General features: G+C 64.5%; 16 protein-coding genes. 6 read left to right on the top strand and 10 right to left on the bottom strand.

The window, feature by feature from the left end; translation table 11 throughout:
• Positions 1-68 precede the first annotated feature (68 nt).
• From THITHI_RS0101260 to THITHI_RS0101250, 3 genes are all read left to right on the top strand, one after another.
• Positions 69-1064, top strand: coding sequence for a porin (locus THITHI_RS0101260; protein WP_018231254.1), 996 nt, complete (start codon positions 69-71; stop codon positions 1062-1064).
• Positions 1065-1270: 206 nt separating this feature from the next.
• Entirely contained in the window at positions 1271-1699 is a 429-nt protein-coding gene (locus THITHI_RS0101255) for a universal stress protein (RefSeq protein WP_018231253.1), read from the top strand.
• A 59-nt stretch (positions 1700-1758) separates the two neighbouring features.
• Positions 1759-3396 (top strand): BCCT family transporter, encoded by a 1638-nt coding sequence (locus tag THITHI_RS0101250; RefSeq protein ID WP_156820579.1) that lies wholly within the window; start codon positions 1759-1761, stop codon positions 3394-3396.
• A 76-nt stretch (positions 3397-3472) separates the two neighbouring features.
• Here THITHI_RS0101250 and THITHI_RS0101245 read toward each other — a convergent pair whose 3' ends face one another.
• The 6 genes from THITHI_RS0101245 to THITHI_RS0101220 form a co-directional block, all read right to left on the bottom strand.
• Positions 3473-4195 (bottom strand): 3'-5' exonuclease, encoded by a 723-nt coding sequence (locus THITHI_RS0101245; RefSeq protein WP_018231251.1) that lies wholly within the window; start codon positions 4193-4195, stop codon positions 3473-3475.
• Positions 4196-4199: 4 nt separating this feature from the next.
• Positions 4200-6101 (bottom strand): DUF294 nucleotidyltransferase-like domain-containing protein, encoded by a 1902-nt coding sequence (locus THITHI_RS0101240; RefSeq protein ID WP_018231250.1) that lies wholly within the window; start codon positions 6099-6101, stop codon positions 4200-4202.
• A gap of 1 nt (position 6102) precedes the next feature.
• Positions 6103-6804 (bottom strand): UPF0149 family protein, encoded by a 702-nt coding sequence (locus THITHI_RS20945; protein ID WP_026185947.1) that lies wholly within the window; start codon positions 6802-6804, stop codon positions 6103-6105.
• A 143-nt stretch (positions 6805-6947) separates the two neighbouring features.
• Positions 6948-8570 carry a SagB/ThcOx family dehydrogenase gene (locus THITHI_RS0101230; protein ID WP_018231248.1) on the bottom strand — a complete coding sequence of 541 codons (1623 nt, stop codon included), beginning with the start codon at positions 8568-8570 and terminating at the stop codon, positions 6948-6950.
• A gap of 270 nt (positions 8571-8840) precedes the next feature.
• Positions 8841-9356 (bottom strand): 3'-5' exonuclease, encoded by a 516-nt coding sequence (locus THITHI_RS0101225; RefSeq protein ID WP_018231247.1) that lies wholly within the window; start codon positions 9354-9356, stop codon positions 8841-8843.
• A 243-nt stretch (positions 9357-9599) separates the two neighbouring features.
• Positions 9600-10163 carry a hypothetical protein gene (locus THITHI_RS0101220; RefSeq protein ID WP_018231246.1) on the bottom strand — a complete coding sequence of 188 codons (564 nt, stop codon included), beginning with the start codon at positions 10161-10163 and terminating at the stop codon, positions 9600-9602.
• 515 nt (positions 10164-10678) lie between these two features.
• Here THITHI_RS0101220 and THITHI_RS0101215 point away from each other — a divergent pair.
• A complete protein-coding gene (locus THITHI_RS0101215) occupies positions 10679-11677 on the top strand; it encodes a helix-turn-helix transcriptional regulator (protein WP_033336888.1) in 999 nt (332 codons plus the stop codon).
• Positions 11678-12029: 352 nt separating this feature from the next.
• Here the strand turns inward: THITHI_RS0101215 and THITHI_RS0101210 are convergent, their stop codons facing one another.
• Both THITHI_RS0101210 and THITHI_RS20500 read right to left on the bottom strand, forming a co-directional pair.
• Positions 12030-13472 (bottom strand): DUF2779 domain-containing protein, encoded by a 1443-nt coding sequence (locus THITHI_RS0101210; RefSeq protein WP_018231244.1) that lies wholly within the window; start codon positions 13470-13472, stop codon positions 12030-12032.
• A 5-nt stretch (positions 13473-13477) separates the two neighbouring features.
• Positions 13478-13615 carry a hypothetical protein gene (locus tag THITHI_RS20500; RefSeq protein WP_156820443.1) on the bottom strand — a complete coding sequence of 46 codons (138 nt, stop codon included), beginning with the start codon at positions 13613-13615 and terminating at the stop codon, positions 13478-13480.
• A 218-nt stretch (positions 13616-13833) separates the two neighbouring features.
• On the opposite strand from THITHI_RS20500, the gene THITHI_RS0101200 reads away from it, so the two are divergent.
• Positions 13834-14460, top strand: a complete 627-nt coding sequence (locus tag THITHI_RS0101200; RefSeq protein WP_018231242.1) for a Rieske 2Fe-2S domain-containing protein — start codon at positions 13834-13836, stop codon at positions 14458-14460.
• Positions 14461-14669: 209 nt separating this feature from the next.
• Here THITHI_RS0101200 and THITHI_RS0101195 read toward each other — a convergent pair whose 3' ends face one another.
• On the bottom strand, positions 14670-15056 hold the full coding sequence (locus tag THITHI_RS0101195) for a type II toxin-antitoxin system VapC family toxin (protein WP_018231241.1): 387 nt from the start codon (positions 15054-15056) through the stop codon (positions 14670-14672).
• Positions 15053-15295, bottom strand: a complete 243-nt coding sequence (locus THITHI_RS0101190) for a type II toxin-antitoxin system Phd/YefM family antitoxin (protein WP_156820442.1) — start codon at positions 15293-15295, stop codon at positions 15053-15055. The genes THITHI_RS0101195 and THITHI_RS0101190 overlap by 4 nt, the downstream gene beginning before the upstream one ends.
• A gap of 203 nt (positions 15296-15498) precedes the next feature.
• Here THITHI_RS0101190 and THITHI_RS0101185 point away from each other — a divergent pair, with 203 nt between their 5' ends.
• Positions 15499-16566: an IS481 family transposase gene (locus tag THITHI_RS0101185; RefSeq protein WP_018231239.1), complete on the top strand. Its 1068-nt coding sequence runs from the start codon at positions 15499-15501 to the stop codon at positions 16564-16566.
• The last annotated feature ends 231 nt before the right edge of the window (positions 16567-16797 follow it).

The raw sequence follows: 16797 nt of genomic DNA, 5'->3' as shown, positions 1-16797 counted from the left end.
TGCGGTCCGGCCGGTTCAAAGAACAACGTGAGAAGAAAATGGTTCCTTTCCCGCCAAGGAGCGCACTCATGCCGAAGAACAAGAATCTGATTGCCACCACCATGGCCATGACCCTCACCGCGCCTGCCGCCGCGAACGCCGACGAGATCAACTTTCAGTTCTACGGATCGGCACGTGTCCACGCTGAATCCGTGCGTCCCGACGACACCTCGGTCCTGGATGCCTACACCGGGATCCGGGATGCATACTCGCGCATCGGTTTCAAAGCCGACTATGCGCTTGGCGGCACCATGGAGCTGTTTGGCCAGCTGGAACTGCCGCTGGATCTCGCCAACAAGGCGGTGCAGGACCCCTGGGATCAGGACCAGGACATCCGGGTCGCCCAGATCGGCCTGCGGGGTGATTTCGGCAGCGTCTCCTACGGCCAGATGTGGATGCCGTACTACAATGCCATCGCCTATCCGGTGGACATGTTCAGCTCCTACTACAGCGGTTTCGCAACCTATACCGCCTTTCGCCGCGGCGACACGGTCGCCTACTACAGCCCCGGCTTCCGCGGGTTTTACTTCGGGGCGGGCTGGAGCGACAGTAACGGTGCGGATGGCGACGACCGCATCCAGGTGACAGGCAGCTACACCTACGGAAGGACGACCGTATCCGTGGGCATGGATGATCTTGGCGGAGAATTCAACTCCCGGATCTACGGCATCTCGATGCTGCGGACCATGGGCAACCTGTACATCGGCGCCAAGTACGAGGTGCACGACAGCCGGATCACCTCCGGTTACGGCGCCGATGGCGACCGCGCCGTGAACCTCTATGGCGGATATACGGCGGGCAAAAACACCTTCAAGCTGATGCTGGCCAATGTGGAGAACTATGGCGAGAACATCGTCCACCTGGGCGTGGATCACCAGTTGCTCCCCCGGATGAAGCTCTTTGCCGAGTATTACTACGAGGAAGACACCGCTGCCCTCACCGAGAAGCGCGGGGGCCTCGCGGAAACCGCATGGACCGCGGGGGGCGGCCAGGTCCTTGCCGCGGGCGCGCGCTTTGATTTCTAGGGGATCGTCTCATGCGCCGTTTCTCAATTGACTCGCGCCCCCGGGGCCCGCCGTATCGGGTCCGGAGCGGATGTCCGTTTCTCACCCGGTTGCCGTCTGTTGCGACAGCAGGCCGCGGCCACCCGGGCGGCCAATTGATGCTAGGCTAATCATGATGAATCACCCGGAGGACTTCCTTTCCTGCAACTGCAAGAGGAGCCTTGCTCATGTTCCAGAAGATCATGGTACCGGTGGATCTTGCGCATCTGGGCGCGTTGGAGAGATCGCTCACCGCTGCTGTCGACCTGGCACGTCACTACGACGCGGCGCTCTGCTACGTCGGCGTGACAACCTCCCAACCCAGTTCCGTGGCGCGTACCCCTGAAGAGTATGCGCAGAAGCTCAAGGCGTTCGCTCACGAGCATGCGGCGGACAGCAGACATGAACCGACGGTCCGCGTTTACAACAGCCACGATCCGGTGGCCGACCTCGACGATATTCTTGTGCGGGCGATCGATGAGGTCGACGCCGACCTGATCGTCATGGGTACCCACCTTCCCAGGCATCTGGATGCGATCATCCCCGCCAACGGCAGCAAGGTCGCCGGCCATACGAAGGCGTCCGTGTTTCTCGTGCGTCCGGAAGCGCCTGAATAATCCATAAGCATTCAAGGGAGAGTCCCGTGGACAAAGAACCGGACAATTCCTCCGGGAACATGACCGAATCGGTTGGTGTCCCCGCCCCCGAGGGCGCGGCCAACCTGATCGATACCGACTATCAGATCGGTCAGGACAACTACCAGGCCAGCCCGCTTGGAGTGAACATCGACATCCACGGTTCGGTGTTCGCCGTGTCCTCTCTGGTCATTCTCGCCTTCGTCATACTTACGCTCGCCCTCCCCGATCAGGCGACGGCCACGTTCGATGCGATGAAGAACTGGATCAACACGCACATGACCTGGTTCTTCCTCCTGGCGGCGAACATCTTCGTGCTGCTGTGCCTTGGCCTGATCCTGTCGCCGCTGGGCCGAGTGCGCATAGGTGGCGCCAACGCGACCCCCGACTTCAGGAGGCTCTCCTGGTTCTCGATGCTGTTTGCGGCGGGCATGGGTATCGGCCTGATGTTCTACGGCGTCTCCGAGCCGCTCACGCATTACGGTACCGCGCTCGGCGGCACGACCCTGGGCGAGGACGGTGTCCGCACCGACTGGTCCCCGCTGGGGGCGGCGGCCGACGATCCGGCAGGGGCGACGCGCCTGGCCATGGCCGCGACCATCTTCCACTGGGGACTGCATCCTTGGGCGATCTACGCCATCGTGGCGCTGTCACTGTCGATCTTCGCCTACAACAAGGGCCTTCCCCTGACCATGCGTTCCATCTTCTACCCCTTGCTCGGCGAGCGCATCTGGGGTTGGCCGGGGCATGTCATCGACATACTCGCGGTGTTCGCCACATTGTTCGGGCTCGCCACCTCGCTCGGTATCGGCGCACAGCAGGCCGCTTCGGGTCTCGGTCATCTGTTCGGGCTCGGCGGCGGCAACACCACACTGGTCCTGCTGATCACCGGCATTACCGCCGTAGCGGTGGTGTCCATCGTCGCAGGCGTGGACAAGGGCGTGAAACGCCTGTCCGAGCTGAACATGCTGCTGGCATTCCTGCTGCTGATGTTCGTCGTGTTTGTCGGTCCGACGCTGATGATTGCCACGGGATTCTTCAAGAACCTCGGCAGTTACCTGGTCGCGCTTCCCTTTCTCGCCAACCCCTTCGCGCGCGACGACGCGAACTTCAGCCAGGGATGGACGACCTTCTACTGGGCCTGGTGGATCAGCTGGTCGCCGTTCGTGGGCATGTTTATCGCCCGCGTGAGCAGGGGCCGTTCGGTACGGGAGTTCCTGATCGCCGTCCTGCTGATCCCCTCGACCGTGTCTGTCTTCTGGATGACAGCCTTCGGCAGCACCGCCATCCACCAGCTGACGGGCGGATTCGAAGGGGCCGCCGCCGCCGATCTTTCCCTGCAGCTTTTCATGGTACTCGGAGAAATGCCATTGACCGAGATCACCTCGTTCATCGCCATCGTGCTGGTGATCGTGTTCTTCATCACCTCGTCGGACTCCGGCTCTCTGGTGATCGACACGATCACGGCGGGCGGCAAGATCGATGCCCCCAAACCGCAGCGCGTGTTCTGGGGCGTGATCGAGGGCGCGGTCGCCATCGCCCTCCTGCTCGGCGGGGGTCTGGCGGCTCTCCAGGCCGTGGCGGTCTCCGCCGGGCTGCCCTTTACGCTGGTTCTGCTGATCGGATGCTTTGCCATCGTCAAGGGATTGCTGAGCGAGCCCCGGCCGGTCAAGACGTGAACGCACCGGCCATCCGCTGAAATCAGCGGCCTCGGCCGCTACTTTCGTTTCCTCGTGCGCCAACCTCGCAGGGGCGTTAAACCCAGAGCGATGAAACCGGCGTCTCCGGCGAGTAATGCCGTGCCACCTGCGCCTGAAACAGCTCGGCCGTGGCCATGGCATCCACCTTGGCATGGTGGGCCGAATAGGCGGGCAAACCGTAACGGGCACGGCTTTCCGACAACCGAATGGAGGGTGGTTTGATACCGAAGAAGCGCTTGATGCGCCTGAGGCGGCCCTCGCGCTCCCATCGCGCCTCGATCGTCATGGTATCGATCAGAGGAAACAGGCAGTGCTCCCCGCGCCGGTCCATGACGGCGCGGTCCAGAAACGGACGTTCGATATCACGATAGTGCACCACGACCAGATGACCGGCCAGCGCATCCAGCACATCATCGAGCACCGAATCGAGTTCCGGTGCACGCTCGATCTCGGAATGCGTGATGCCATGGAAGGCGACGGATTCCTCCAGCAGCGCGTTCGACGGCTTGACGATCCAGTAGCACCCCGCAGCCGGCCTTATGGTGCGCAGGCTGAACGGCACCATGCCGATGCTGACGATCGAGTGCGTCTGCGCATCCATTCCCGTGGTCTCGAAATCGAGCGCCATCAGCGGCACGTCCTTGATCAACGCATCCTCCGGCGGCAGACCCGCATGATAGAACCGCTTGAGAACCGGGTCCGTGCAGGCTTCCGCCTGCAGGCGGAAGTATTCGTGCCAGGTGGGCGCTTCGCTTTGGTGTGACCGGTCGCCGGCCATCGGCTCAACGCACGGGGCTGGGATAACGGAAACGCAGGAACTTCTGCGCGTTGCTCAGAACCTGGAAGGCCTCTTTCAGATTATGCCGATCGGCGGCCGACACGTGTTCCGGTTCGATTGAGTTGTCGACCGGCTGATCATTCCTGATCTCGTGGGCCTGGTGACGCAAGCGCACCAGGGAGAGGAACTCCAGGGCATAACGCAGCCTGTCCGTCTGCCCGGCCGGCAGCGCACTGGCCTTGCCGATGTCGTCCAGACGCTCGAAGGCGTTCTGCGCGCTCGAACCCACGCCGAGCCCATGCACGCGGATCACATCGTTCATCGGCGCAACACCGCGGCGCTTGATGTTGATCGTGTTGTCGTGCCTGCCGTCCTTTTCCATCACGAAGGTCCGAAAGAGGCCGAGCGGTGGTGTGCGGCTGATGGCGTTGCGCGCAAGTGCGGCAAGAAACAAGGGACTGGCCTGTGCGCGCGCGGCGACAAGGTCCTGCAGTTCCTCGACAAAGCGCTCTTCGCCGCAGACCGCATCCAGATCGAAGAATATCGAACTGTGGAGCAGCCGCTGCGGATCGGGCCTGGCGATCCATTGCTCGAAGTTTCGCTTCCAGTGCGCGAGCGGCTGGCGCCACTGCGGGTTGGTGGCCATGATGCCGCCCTTGCAGTAGGGATACCCACAGGCGTCGAGCCCATCGCTCACCCGCCGGGCAAGCTCGCGGAAGTAATCGTCGTGCGCCTCCGGATCGAAGGAGTCGTCCAGCACCATCGCGTTATCCTGGTCGGTGATGATGGACTGATCGTTGCGGGCCAGTGAGCCGTGCACCATGAAGCAGTACGGAACCGGGGGCGGACCCAGATCCGCTTCGGCCAGTTCGACGAGGCGGCGCATCAGGCTGCGGCCGATGCTCGACATGGCGTTGCCGATCATCTGCGACGTGGCGCCCTGGTCCACCAGCCGCACGAAGGCCGCACGGATATCGGGCGTGAGGCGTGCGAGACCCTTCACGGTCGTCCGATTGAAGATATTGCTGACGAGGTATGCGCTGCTGTTGGTCTCGTAACGAACGATGTCAGAGAGATGCACCACGCCTACCGGGCGGCGCCGATGAAGCACGGGCAGCCGATGGATATTGTTGCGCAGCATCACGAGCATGGCCTCGTGCACCGACTCGTCGGACTGAATGGTGATCAGATTGCCGTGGCTGATCTCGCGAATCGGAGTCTGGGCAGATGCGCCCTCGGCGACAATGCGTTCGCGCAGGTCCTGATCGGTGAGCACGCCGGCCAGCCGCCATGGCCGGTCCTCCGAGTCAGTGAACACGCGGTCCGAATCCTCGCCATTGCCCGGCGCCAGGAGCAGTGCCTCGGAGATGTCGTTCTCCGTCATGAGGCGCGCGGCCTCCTGCACCGAGGCGGATTCCTCGATCATGACCGGCAGGCGGGTGATCAGTCGACGCACACGCGTAACCATCATATCGTTGTTGCGCATGCTTTCTTCGACCGTGCTCTTGAGGCGCGAACCCGACAGCTCGACGAAGTCGGCAAAACTGTCATCCTCGGAACACAGACGGTCGAACAGGGATTCCGGAATCCGGTACAACAGTGTGTCCTCGATGGCATTGACCGGAAATCGCACGCGATGGTGATGCAGCAGCCCGAGCTGGCCGAAGATGTCGCCCTCCCCGAGACGATTGTAGAGCTCGCCGTTGTGGCGATATACCTCCACCGCCCCGCTTCGGATATAGAACAGCTCGTGAATCGGGTCGCCCGACGCCAGGATGGCAGAACCGGCCTGGAAGTAGGTGATCTCCACCGATGCGGCCAGCTCGTCGAGCAGTTCCTCGCTCAGGGTATCAAAGGGCGGGAACTGGACAAGGTGATCACGGATTTCCCGGACTTCAGCTTCCATATCAATGCAGTTTCATGCCGCAACATTTCTTGAACTTCTTTCCCGATCCGCAGGGGCAGGGATCATTGCGGCCCACCCTGGGCTCGCTCCGCCGGTACGTGCTCACGCGCTCATCCGCGGCCCGTGCCCGAAGCGGCGTAAAGTATTCGCACAAGCCATCCAGCGCCATCGTGATGATATCCGGCGCGCGGTCCATCACCTGCTGAAGATCCTCGAAATGGTCTTCGAGGGAGTTCAGTCCGTCCTCGCTTCCGAACATGAGAATCGGAGCGACCTTGTCCGGCTGCTTCTCCATCAGTTCCATCCACCAGGGCTCCGCAAACTTCAGGACTCCGACCAGGAATCCGCCGGCCCACAGATTCACCAGGGTCACCTCCCCATCCTTGTCTCCCACAAACACCGGGTCCGGTTCGCCGGCGCTCACGGCCGCCGTCACCTCGTTGTGATAGCGCATGAGAAGCCCCAGCACCCGCTCGGCCTCCTCGTGCGACTCGAACTCCGGCGCCTCCCTGCCGGATTCCATATCCCACACCCACGGCATCCAGCGGCTCGGCATGATCAGGTCCGGATTCAGGGCGATAGCGGTGAAGTATCCGTCCAGGGTGGACAGCGTCATCGCGGTCTCCGGGGTGACGTCGGAGGTCAGGAAGGCCTCCAGGGCATCCAGTTCCGTGTCGGTCAATGCAGCGGATGATATCGTCATGCTCGCTCCTGACGGGCTTTGAACCACGGCGCAACGAAGGTGCCCCGGGAACGGGTGGCGGCGGATCGGCGGGACTCCACAGGACAAGTCTGCTGGACCGTCGTGCCAATATTCAACCGTTCAATGTCAGCACGGGGTGACGGCTACCGCGAGTTCCCGGGATCCAGGTGCGCGTAGGGAGGCAGCGTACTGAGCCGCGGATCATCCACCGCGCCGCCGACGGTGAAGTGGTACACGGTCTGCCAGGCGTCGTCCCGCAACCCCAGCAGGCGGTGCATCTCGTCATCGAAGAAACAGCCGATGCCGGTGGCGCGCACGCCGGCCGCCTCCGCCTCCAGGTAAAGCACCTGACCCAGCACCCCGGCCTCCCAGTGCAGCCGCCGGTACCACCACGGCGCCGCCTCCAGGGCGACGCCGAACGCCGCCAGCATGCCCACGGCAAACGCGGAATCGGCGGCGATCTCCTGATGACAGCAGATAAGCTGTGCCGAATCGCGCACGTCCAGGGACGCCAGCAGGCGCAGGGGGATGTGCGCGGGACAGCCGGGCACGGGGTGCCACAACCATTCCTCGCGCATGGCCCGCCGCAATGCCGGCAGGGCGGCATCCTCGCGGGCGAGCACATACAGACCCGGCGCGATGCCGTCCACCCGGTGCACGAACAACACCGGGTGCACCCGCGGCGCCCAGGGCAGCATGTCCCACGGCGCCGTGCCTTCCCGGGGCAGGAGGGTATCCAGCATGCGGTAGAACGCGTCCGACGACAGGCCCGTCACCCCGTCGAAGGCAACAGCGCTGCGCCGTTGGCGGATGAGGCCTGCCGCGTTCGGATTCCCGGCCGGCGCAGCCAGCGGCGGGCGTGCCGGCGGCGCCCGGCGCGCGTTCGCCCCCGGCTCCAGCTTCAGCGCGGCTGCCTCCGCCGCCGCGATCTGCGACCAGTGCACATGGCTTGCGCTCAGGCGGTTGGCCCGGCCCTGCCAGCAGGCATCCGCCAGCCCCGGCAACAGGTCCCCGGGTAACGGCGCCGCGCGCCCGGGCCCCACCCACAGCAGCGCATCCGGTGCCTCGTCCTCGGCATCCTCGAAATCCGCCTCCCGGTCCAGCCCCAGCAGCGCCGCCAGCGCATCGTCGTCCCAGCCGTCCAGCAGGCGTGCCTGCCAGCCCAGTGCCGCCGCCGCGTAGCGCACCGCCGCCATGGCGTGGCCGGCATCGTGCTGGCAGTAACGATAGGCGCGTGCCCCGTACTTCCAGGCCTCGCGCCAGTGGATCGAACTCAGGCCCACCAGCACCCCGCCGGCCGGGAAACGCGCGGACCAGCCCGGCGCACCGGGCCGCGCGCGCCGTTCCAGCGTGTGCGACTCGGCGACGTAGTGCCAGACCCCGTCGTCCAGGCCCGGCAGTGCCGGGCACACCACGTAGCCCTCGGTGGGATGCAGGTTGCCGCTGGAGGGGTTGCAGCGCAGCGCCCAGGTACTGCCCCCGTGGGACTTCCAGGCCGACAGTCCCAGGGACAGCTCCAGCAGTATCGCCACGTGCTCCCCGTCCAGCGGACAGGCCGGCACGGCACCGGGACGGTACAGATCGGCATAGCCGGTTGTCAGGCTGTCCGCCGCCAGCGGCAAGCGGACGGCCGGGGCGCCCTGAAACCGCCGGAACGGATCCGGCTGGTTGATCCAGTCCAGGCGGCCCGGTCCGGGCGCGTACTGGCGCGGATGGTGCTTGGTGACCTCGTGATAGGCGCGTATGCGTGCTGCTGGAATAGGCATGGACAGGAACTGTGGATGTCTTCCCGTCGGATGCGCGGTTGCACACCCGAGGCGTGGCTTTGGTACAGCAGTGACGAGTATAAGAGGTGTGGACGTCCACTGGCCAAGGCACCCCGGGCGCCCTGTCCGCCATGCGGAACCTTGCGCTCCGGACATCGGGGATACCCTGGGCCGGCATGCCGGCTGGCCCCGGCCATGCATTCCCGGGGGCAGGTGCCAGTCAGGGGGGGACGCGGGCGGCCCCGCGACCGGTCGGATACCGCCCCCGTCTCAGGCGGCCCCGCCGTCGTAGCGCCAGCCCGCCTGTTGCGCCGCAATGACGATGCGCGCGCATGCCTCCGCGTCCGAATCCGCCTGATGGTGGCGCAATGTCACGCCCAGGTGCCGGCACACGTCCGGAAGCGTGGTCGGACGGATGCCCCACTGTGCCCGTGCCAGGCGCACCGTGCAGACGAAGGGCGGTGAAGGCGTGGGCAGGTCGTAGGTCGTGCAACAGGCACGGAGCACACCGCGGTCGAACGGCGCATTGTGTGCCGCGAAGAAGTCGATGCCCGCCAGCTCGCGGGCAAAGGCGCCCCACACCGCATCGAACGTCCGCGCGTCCTTCACATCGTTCCAGGTCAGGCCGTGGACATACGTGAACGAGAACTGCCGCGTGGGCGGGCGGATCACGTCATACAGACGCTCCACGATGCGCCCGCCCTCCACGATCACGACACCCAACGCGCAGGCGCTGTCCGCCCGATGGCAGGCGGTTTCGAAATCGATGGCGGCGAAACGTGTCATGAGCGTATCGGGAGATTCTATCGCAATCCGAACGTTCAGATTGCGATCGTCATCCGCCGATTCTCTGGCTGTGATCTCTCAACCGGCTGTTCATCCAAAGGGTCCCCGCAATGCAGGAACCTACCCCGTAGGAGCCCGGTCCCCCGGGCGATGAATAACCCACCGATGCCGGACCCGATCGCCCGGGGGACCGGGCTCCTACATATCGGGGATGATTGCACCGCGAACTGACCCGATCCGGTGTCAGGCCCCGCCTCCGGGCGCGTTCCCTTCACACCATTCCCGCGCCTTGAGACGGGTCGCGGTGAATCCCATCAGGCTGAACTGATCCTCGGCCACATCCAGGACCCTGAGCATCTCGTCAGGCCCGATTACCCGCACCTCCAGGCCCTGCCCTTTCTCAAGCTCGCGCATGAACTCAGGGCGAAGCAACACATCCGAGAACACCATGACCTTGGTCATGGGCAGCATGGGCGTCAACTCCTCGACGAGGCCCAACGGGGCCGACAGCATACCCCGCATCCCATCCAGTTCAAGCTGGAAGCGTGTCCTCTCCCCGGATAATTCGTAGACCCCGTCATCGTAGGTCGACCAGGAGAGCCAGAGCACCTCCCGGCAATCCCCGGGTCGCAGCAGAAATCCGAACTCATGCCCGTGAACGACCGAGCCATGGGTGGTGTAGCGGACGAGTTCGCCGAGCCGGTCAACCGACCAATCCCTGTGCTCCCAGAAATTCCCGGCGGACGCCATGCTCACCTGCATCAGTCCCAGGGCCAGCCCTGCGAACGCGCTCAGCCATTTGTTCATGTCACCCTCCCGTGCGGTCTGTAATGTATTGCCATGAAGAGGCGGGGCAAGGCCACTGACGTCATGACAGGGGGCCTGGCCGGGCTCGCCCCCGCAACTTGCGCGCGCCAGGCGTCTTCGGCAGACGCGCCACTATGTGATGCAATGCATGACCCGTGTGCCCAGGCGGTTTCCCGAACATGCACCGGACTGTTTCCTGTCTCCGGGATGCTGCCTCACCCTACGAGGCTCAATGGATCCCGCCTGCACCCGGGCAACCTGATTCGGTCCACGCCTTACCGGATGCGGCACGTTTGTCCCGACTCATTGGCAGGGCCGTCGCGCCCGTGCCCCGTGTCTCACTCAGCCTGAAGCATGCGGCGCCCATGCGACATCTTGTGTCGCAACGATTCGCGGTCGGTCTCAGCGATCCGGCTCATAGCTGATATGCTCTCCGGGCAGGTATACCCGTCCGGGTCGGCGCGAGCCATCCGTTCGGGCAAGGAAACTTCCGACCCACACCAGTGGAGACCACCATGTCCTCGACCCTCCTGCGCCAATGGGCCATGTTGCGGATGATCCCCCGGCACCCGCGCAAGATCACCGTCAGCGAACTCAAACATGGGCTGGAGGAACAGGGGTACGAGACCACGGCGCGGACCATTCAGCGGGACCTCCAGGCACTCTCCGGACAGGGGTTCGCCCTGGTGGTGGACGATCGCAGCCGGCCCCACGGCTGGCAGTGGGCCCGCGACGCGAGAATTCTGGATGTACCGGGGATGGAGCCGCAGACAGCGCTGGCCTTCAAGCTCGCCCAGCAGTTTCTGGCTCCCCTGATGGCGCCGGCGACGCTCCAGGCACTGACCCCGTACTTCCGCCAGGCGGGCGAGCTGCTGAAGGTGACCCCGGGGAGCGTCCGGCGCTGGCCGAAGAAGGTGCGTACTGTGACTCGGGGCCAGTCACTCATTGCCCCGGAGGGGGACCCCGAGGTGCTTCGGGTGGTCTATGAGGCCCTGTTCCAGGACCGGCAGTTCGAGACGCGCTATCGGCGGCGCAAGGACAACCTGGAGAAGGAATACGTGGTCAATCCCCTGGGGCTGGTGTTCCGCGACGGGGTGATCTACCTGATCTGCACGCTGTTCGATTACACCGACATCGTGCAGATGGTGCTGCATCGGATGACCGATGCCACGCCCCTGCAGACGCCGGTGCGCCGGCCCCGGGGCTTCGACCTGGACAGCTACCTGCAGGACGGCGGCCTGGACTTCCGCCTGGGAGAGGAGATATCCGTATGCCTTGACGTGCACCGGGACACGGCCCACCACCTGGGAGAGACACCGCTCTCCCGGGACCAGCGCATGAGCGCCCCGGATGCCGAGGGCTGGGTCACCGTCCGGGCCACGGTGCCCGATACCTCGCAGTTGCGGTGGTGGATCCTCGGCCTGGGCGCCCAGGTCCGGGTGCGCACACCCAAACGCCTCCGGACGGAGATCCGCAACACCCTGCGCAATGCAGCGGCGCTTTATCCGGATTGAGACAGGGCCTCGGGACAACCCGTCCACTGGACACCGCTACCGCTTCCCGGCAGCGTGGCACCGGATGCGGCTTCGCCTTATCCGGCCTACGGGCTGGTCCGAGTCCCGCTGCTAACTGAAGATCAACTGGACATAGCGGCACATTTCCGCGTCATGCAACGGGGGGCTTGGCGCGCGGGGTCCCATCGCGACTCCCGGCAGCCTTGTCGCCTTTCCGCATGGGTCCGCTGCGCTTGACCCATCCTACACGAGCTATAACCCGCCACCGGTGCCGACCGTAGGATGGGCAAAGCGAAGCGTGCCCATGCGGATGGCGGGGTCAGGTGTCAGCTCCAGGGGCGAGACGGCGATCTCAGCCGCCCGCCCGCGCGCGAAGAAACGCCAGGATATCCACCATGCCACGTGTGTCCAGGGCGCAGTACTCCCGCAGCGCCCGGAATATCGCTTCGGCGCCCTCCCCTCCGCGCACGGCCTTGAGCCATTCCCGGGCGGCCTGGTCGCCCCGGTTAATGTCCAGGCCCTCATAGCCGCTGCCGGTCAGGGCGGGCAGGACCTTCTTGATGGAACAGCTGCCGTGCTGGGCGGGGTGGTGAACCCAGAAACCGGTGAAGGGATCAATGAGGTCCACCAGGCGCCGGTTGATACCTACGAGGAAGTCGGCGGCCTCGGGGAAGTCCTCGGCCAGTTCACGGATCCGCGCCCGCTCGAATCCGGCGAAATAGGCCATGACGGACCCTCGCGCGCCGATGATCCGCAGGGCTTCCACCAGGGCGGGGCGCGGATCGCTGTCCGCGGTCCAGAGGAATTCGTGGTGGCGGGGTGCGGCGCCGGGTCGGTCGAGCACGTGGACCGAGAACTGAAACGGGATCTGCTGGTAGGGATGCGTGCCGTCGAACAGCGGGATCGCGCTCGAAACCGTCTCGAAGTCCAGCATGTACACGGGATACTCCAGCGAAGCGACCCAGGCGCGGAGCGGCCCGGCCTCCACGTGGAGTTCGCCGGTGCGCAGCACCTCCCGCTGGATGCGCTGCTTCGCGTTCAGCCGCTCGGGCGGCACATCGACGATACGCTCATACCCATCGGCCAGCAGATCAAAGCCGTTGCGGCGATACAGTTCGGTGACGTTGTTGTCCGGGAGATACGACCAGCAGGCGGGGATCAGGGGGCACGCATGTGGCCTGCCGCACTGGGGGCCGATGGGCACCGCCGGGCGATCGCCCGCGAGCAGCGCCTGCATGAAGGCCATGGCGTCGGAAATGCCGGCGGCCAGGGGTTCGACCTCCGCTGTGAGATCGACGACCGTGAAAAGCCCGGCGGGATCCACCGGCCCGTGGCGCACGTAGTCGCTGTCCACGTGAGCGAGGCAGGCGCGCTGCAACCGGACGCCGGCGGCGCGCAACACATGCCACTGGAAGGCGATGTCGTGCAGGTGCACCTCGTCGGGGCGCGTGACGCTCTTCACCTCGATGAGGGTCCAGCCTTCGCCTTCCGGCACGAGGATGTCGGCGCGGGCATGGCCGCCTGCCGCGGAGAACACGCCTTCGAAGATCACCCGCCTGTGCGCGAGCAGGTCGCGGGTATGTTGAATCATGTCCTCGATGGATCCCGAACGGGAGACGTCCACTCCATCGGGATAGAGACGACGGGCCAGGGCCCCGACCTCCAGGCCCTGCTCGATGATGGCGCGCCGGGCCTCGTCGGGGGCGGGCACCTGCTCCGCCGCCCGGATCTCGCACCACAGGCGCCTGGGGCATTGCCGGCCCGCCAGGAAGGCGGTCTTCGACAGGCCGTGCATCCGGGTCAGGGCCTCGGCGGATGCGCGCGGGTCGTCAGCGCGATCCCGAGCGGGGTCCCGGCCACGTCGGCGGGTTCGGCGCCCTGCCCGACCATGCTGTTCACGCTGACCTGGAAGTGCCGGATGGCCTGGGATTGCTCCACGGAAACCTCTCGGGGTCGCATCTGAAGGCGCATTCCCGCACTTCGGGCGGGGTGGCGCCGCGGGCCACGAAGCATCAAATTACGTTATCCTTACGCGCGCGGCCGATTGCGACATGGCCAAGCATATCACGGCGCCTTCGCGCGGCCCGCGACCCGGACCGCGCGAAGGCGCAGGTTCACAAACCCGGTTCTCTTTCCCGAATTGTCAGGAGTAATCCATGAGTGACGCCCTCAATTACCTGGTCAAGGCCCGCCCCGAGGCGATGACCGGCTACTTCACCTTTCTGAAGAAGGCCGGCGAGCATCTCGATCCCCGCACGCGTGACCTGATCTCCGTGATCACCAAGGTGGCGGTTCAGACCGAGCCGGGGTTCCGGCAGTACCTCACCCGCGCACTGCGCAACGGCGCCACGCCCAACGAGATCATCGATGCGCTGCTGATGGCGTTTCCCGTACTGGGACTTGCCAAGATCGTGTGGGCCGCGGAGATCCTGCTGGACATGGACCTGCCCGAGTTCCGGCCGGAGAACCTGGACGCCGAGCCCGGCTGGCACGACCTCGCGGCCCTGGACGAGATCCCCATGGAGGAAGTGGCCTATTTCGATCGCGACGGACGCAACCTGTTCGTCTATCGCACCGAGGACGACATCCGGGTCTACGACAGCCGCTGCCCCCACCAGGTCACCAACATCCCTCACCTGGCCCTGGAGGGCAAACGCCTGACCTGTCCGAAGCATCATTGGGCCTTCGACATCGAAAGCGGGGAGTGCGTGGAGATCGGCAACCGGCCGCTGCGCCGCTTCGAGCACAAGGTGGAGCAGGACCGGCTGCTGGCCTACTGGTAAGCGGCGATCCGGGCACCGCGTGCAAGGCGCGGTGCCCGAAGGCTCCAAAGGAATCGACCACGAATGCGGGTCGGGCGGGCATCGCGGGCCACGCGGGCGTCGCGGTCTGCGCCTCATGATCGAAAGGTGACAGATCTATTTCTGCAGCGCAAAAATAGATCTGTCACCTTTCCTCTGCATATGAACCCTGGAGACGGGATTGCGGCAGATCAGCTGGCCGCATCGACCACCTTGATCCCGTAATGTCCGAACATCTCGTCGCGGGTCACAATATCGAGCCCTTCCGCCTGCGCCTGAGCTACAAGCATCCGATCAAACGGATCACGATGAATACCGGGCAGCTCACCGGCCCGTTCGCCGTGGAAGAACGTCACCGGCAACTTCTCGAAACCCTCTTCTTCGACTATAGCGTCCAGGTTGTCGGGGCCCTTGAGCTTGCCCAACCCTTTCTTGATGCCAATCTCCCACGCGCTGGCGGCGCTCACGTAGATCTCGTTGCGCTCGTCTCCAATCATGGCTCGTACCCTGGGACCGAGTTGCGGATCGTCCGCCAGCCACCACAGCAGCGCGTGGGTATCGAGCAGAAGGCGCCTCACTCCTGCCCCTCAAATTCCGCTATGACCTCATGCGGGGTCTGATCAAAGTCATCCGCCACCCAGATCTGCCCCTTGAGGCGCCCCGGCGTGCGCTTGGCACGCCCCTCCCGGTGAGGAAGGAGATCCAGGTAGGGCTTTCCGGCCTTGGCAATGACCACCTTCTCCCCTTTCCAGGCGAGTTCGCCCAGTTGCGATAGCTGCGACTTCGCCTCATGCATGTTGACCTGCTTTGTGTTCATGGTGGCACTCTACCCAACTTAGCCAGACTTAGCTAAGTTTAGCGAGACTTTTCTTGTCCTGCAATGAGAACCTCGTAGACATGTAACCCTCACATTGAGCTAGTTGAGTAATTTTCCGACAGTCCGCCCTGATTAGGGCGGGCACCGGGGTCTCCGGTAGATTGGTAGTCGCCAGACAATCCATCTACCAAGGAGAACTCCCGATGACCGCAGTCACAGAGAGTACCAAGCGCAAGCTGTCTTTGCTGCAACTGGCCGAGGAACTGGGCAATGTGTCCAAGGCGTGCAAGATCATGGGCTATCACCGAGACACCTTCTACGAGGTGCGCCGGGCCTTCCAGGTGGGCGGTGTGGGCGCCCTCATCGAGCAACGCCGGGGGCCCAGAAACCCCCACCCCAACCGGGTCGCCCCCGAGGTCGAGGAGGCGATCCTCGCGCTCTGCCTTGAGTTCCCCACTTACGGCGCCCAGCGCATCGCCAATGAGCTGCGCCTCCGGGATGTCAACGTCAGCCCCTCCGGTGTGCGCGGGGTGTGGCTTCGCCACGATCTCGAGACCCGCCACAAGCGCCTGTTGCGCCTCGAGGCCCGGGCCCAAGAGGACACCTTCGTGCTCTCCGATGCCCAGATCCGCCTGCTTGAGCGCCATTCCTGCGAGTTCCGTATGCGTCATGTCGAGACCAATGGCCCCGGAGAACTGCTCAACCAGGACACCTACTACTGGGGCACCCTCAAGGGCGTCGGCAAGGTCTACGTCCAGGTCGTGGTCGATGCCTTCTGTTCACTCGCCTTCGCCAAGGTCTACACCTCGAAGATGCCCATCACCTCGGCTGATCTGCTCTATGACCGGGTGCTGCCCTTCTATGAGACCTTGGGCGTGGCAGTAAAAGCGATCCTCACCGACAACGGGCGCGAGTTCTGCGGGCGTCCCGAGCAGCACCCCTACGAGCTGCTGCTGGCGCTCCATGACATCGAACATCGCACCACCAGGATCCGCAGCCCACGCACCAACGGTTTTGTCGAGCGCATGAACCGCACGCTGCTCGATGAATGCTTCCGCGTCGCCGGGCGCCAGACCTGGTATCTCTCGCCCGAGGAGATCCAGCGCGATCTGGACAGGTTCCTCGAGTTCTACAACCTCAGGCGCAGCCATCAGGGCTATCGCCTGAAGGGCCGAACCCCTGCTCAGGCGCTGCGCGAAGCGCTCGGCACAAAGAAGCTTCCACCCATCGTCCCCAAGGACGACACCAACGTGGAAAAAAAGGCGGCATGATCAACTGCCGGAGGCCCCGTGTGTCGGGTAATTACCAAACTTGTACATGCACTAGCACGTAGATGGCAAACAGCTTCAATGCGAGGCTTGTAATTTCCCTTTCCGTCATCGTCGCCCTTCCTTAACTTCTAACGAGACTGTCGAATTTCTGGATTGAGAAGCATCGGCCGGTTTACTTTCGGATTCACCATGAGTGAAACGGGAATTCCGTTCGGGACGCGGTCCTCCCAC

It is taken from the genome of Thioalkalivibrio thiocyanodenitrificans ARhD 1, assembly GCF_000378965.1.
GTDB classification, from domain to species: domain Bacteria; phylum Pseudomonadota; class Gammaproteobacteria; order Ectothiorhodospirales; family Ectothiorhodospiraceae; genus Thioalkalivibrio_A; species Thioalkalivibrio_A thiocyanodenitrificans.
This window is presented reverse-complemented; position numbering and strand designations above follow the sequence as displayed.

Coding starts and splice junctions, on each gene's coding strand:
- THITHI_RS0101260 (WP_018231254.1), top strand. CDS start 69: ATGCCGAAGAACAAGAATCTGATTGCCACCACCATGGCCATGACCCTC.
- THITHI_RS0101255 (WP_018231253.1), top strand. CDS start 1,271: ATGTTCCAGAAGATCATGGTACCGGTGGATCTTGCGCATCTGGGCGCG.
- THITHI_RS0101250 (WP_156820579.1), top strand. CDS start 1,759: ATGACCGAATCGGTTGGTGTCCCCGCCCCCGAGGGCGCGGCCAACCTG.
- THITHI_RS0101245 (WP_018231251.1), bottom strand. CDS start 4,195: ATGGCCGGCGACCGGTCACACCAAAGCGAAGCGCCCACCTGGCACGAA.
- THITHI_RS0101240 (WP_018231250.1), bottom strand. CDS start 6,101: ATGGAAGCTGAAGTCCGGGAAATCCGTGATCACCTTGTCCAGTTCCCG.
- THITHI_RS20945 (WP_026185947.1), bottom strand. CDS start 6,804: ATGACGATATCATCCGCTGCATTGACCGACACGGAACTGGATGCCCTG.
- THITHI_RS0101230 (WP_018231248.1), bottom strand. CDS start 8,570: ATGCCTATTCCAGCAGCACGCATACGCGCCTATCACGAGGTCACCAAG.
- THITHI_RS0101225 (WP_018231247.1), bottom strand. CDS start 9,356: ATGACACGTTTCGCCGCCATCGATTTCGAAACCGCCTGCCATCGGGCG.
- THITHI_RS0101220 (WP_018231246.1), bottom strand. CDS start 10,163: ATGAACAAATGGCTGAGCGCGTTCGCAGGGCTGGCCCTGGGACTGATG.
- THITHI_RS0101215 (WP_033336888.1), top strand. CDS start 10,679: ATGTCCTCGACCCTCCTGCGCCAATGGGCCATGTTGCGGATGATCCCC.
- THITHI_RS0101210 (WP_018231244.1), bottom strand. CDS start 13,472: ATGCACGGCCTGTCGAAGACCGCCTTCCTGGCGGGCCGGCAATGCCCC.
- THITHI_RS0101200 (WP_018231242.1), top strand. CDS start 13,834: ATGAGTGACGCCCTCAATTACCTGGTCAAGGCCCGCCCCGAGGCGATG.
- THITHI_RS0101190 (WP_156820442.1), bottom strand. CDS start 15,295: ATGAACACAAAGCAGGTCAACATGCATGAGGCGAAGTCGCAGCTATCG.
- THITHI_RS0101185 (WP_018231239.1), top strand. CDS start 15,499: ATGACCGCAGTCACAGAGAGTACCAAGCGCAAGCTGTCTTTGCTGCAA.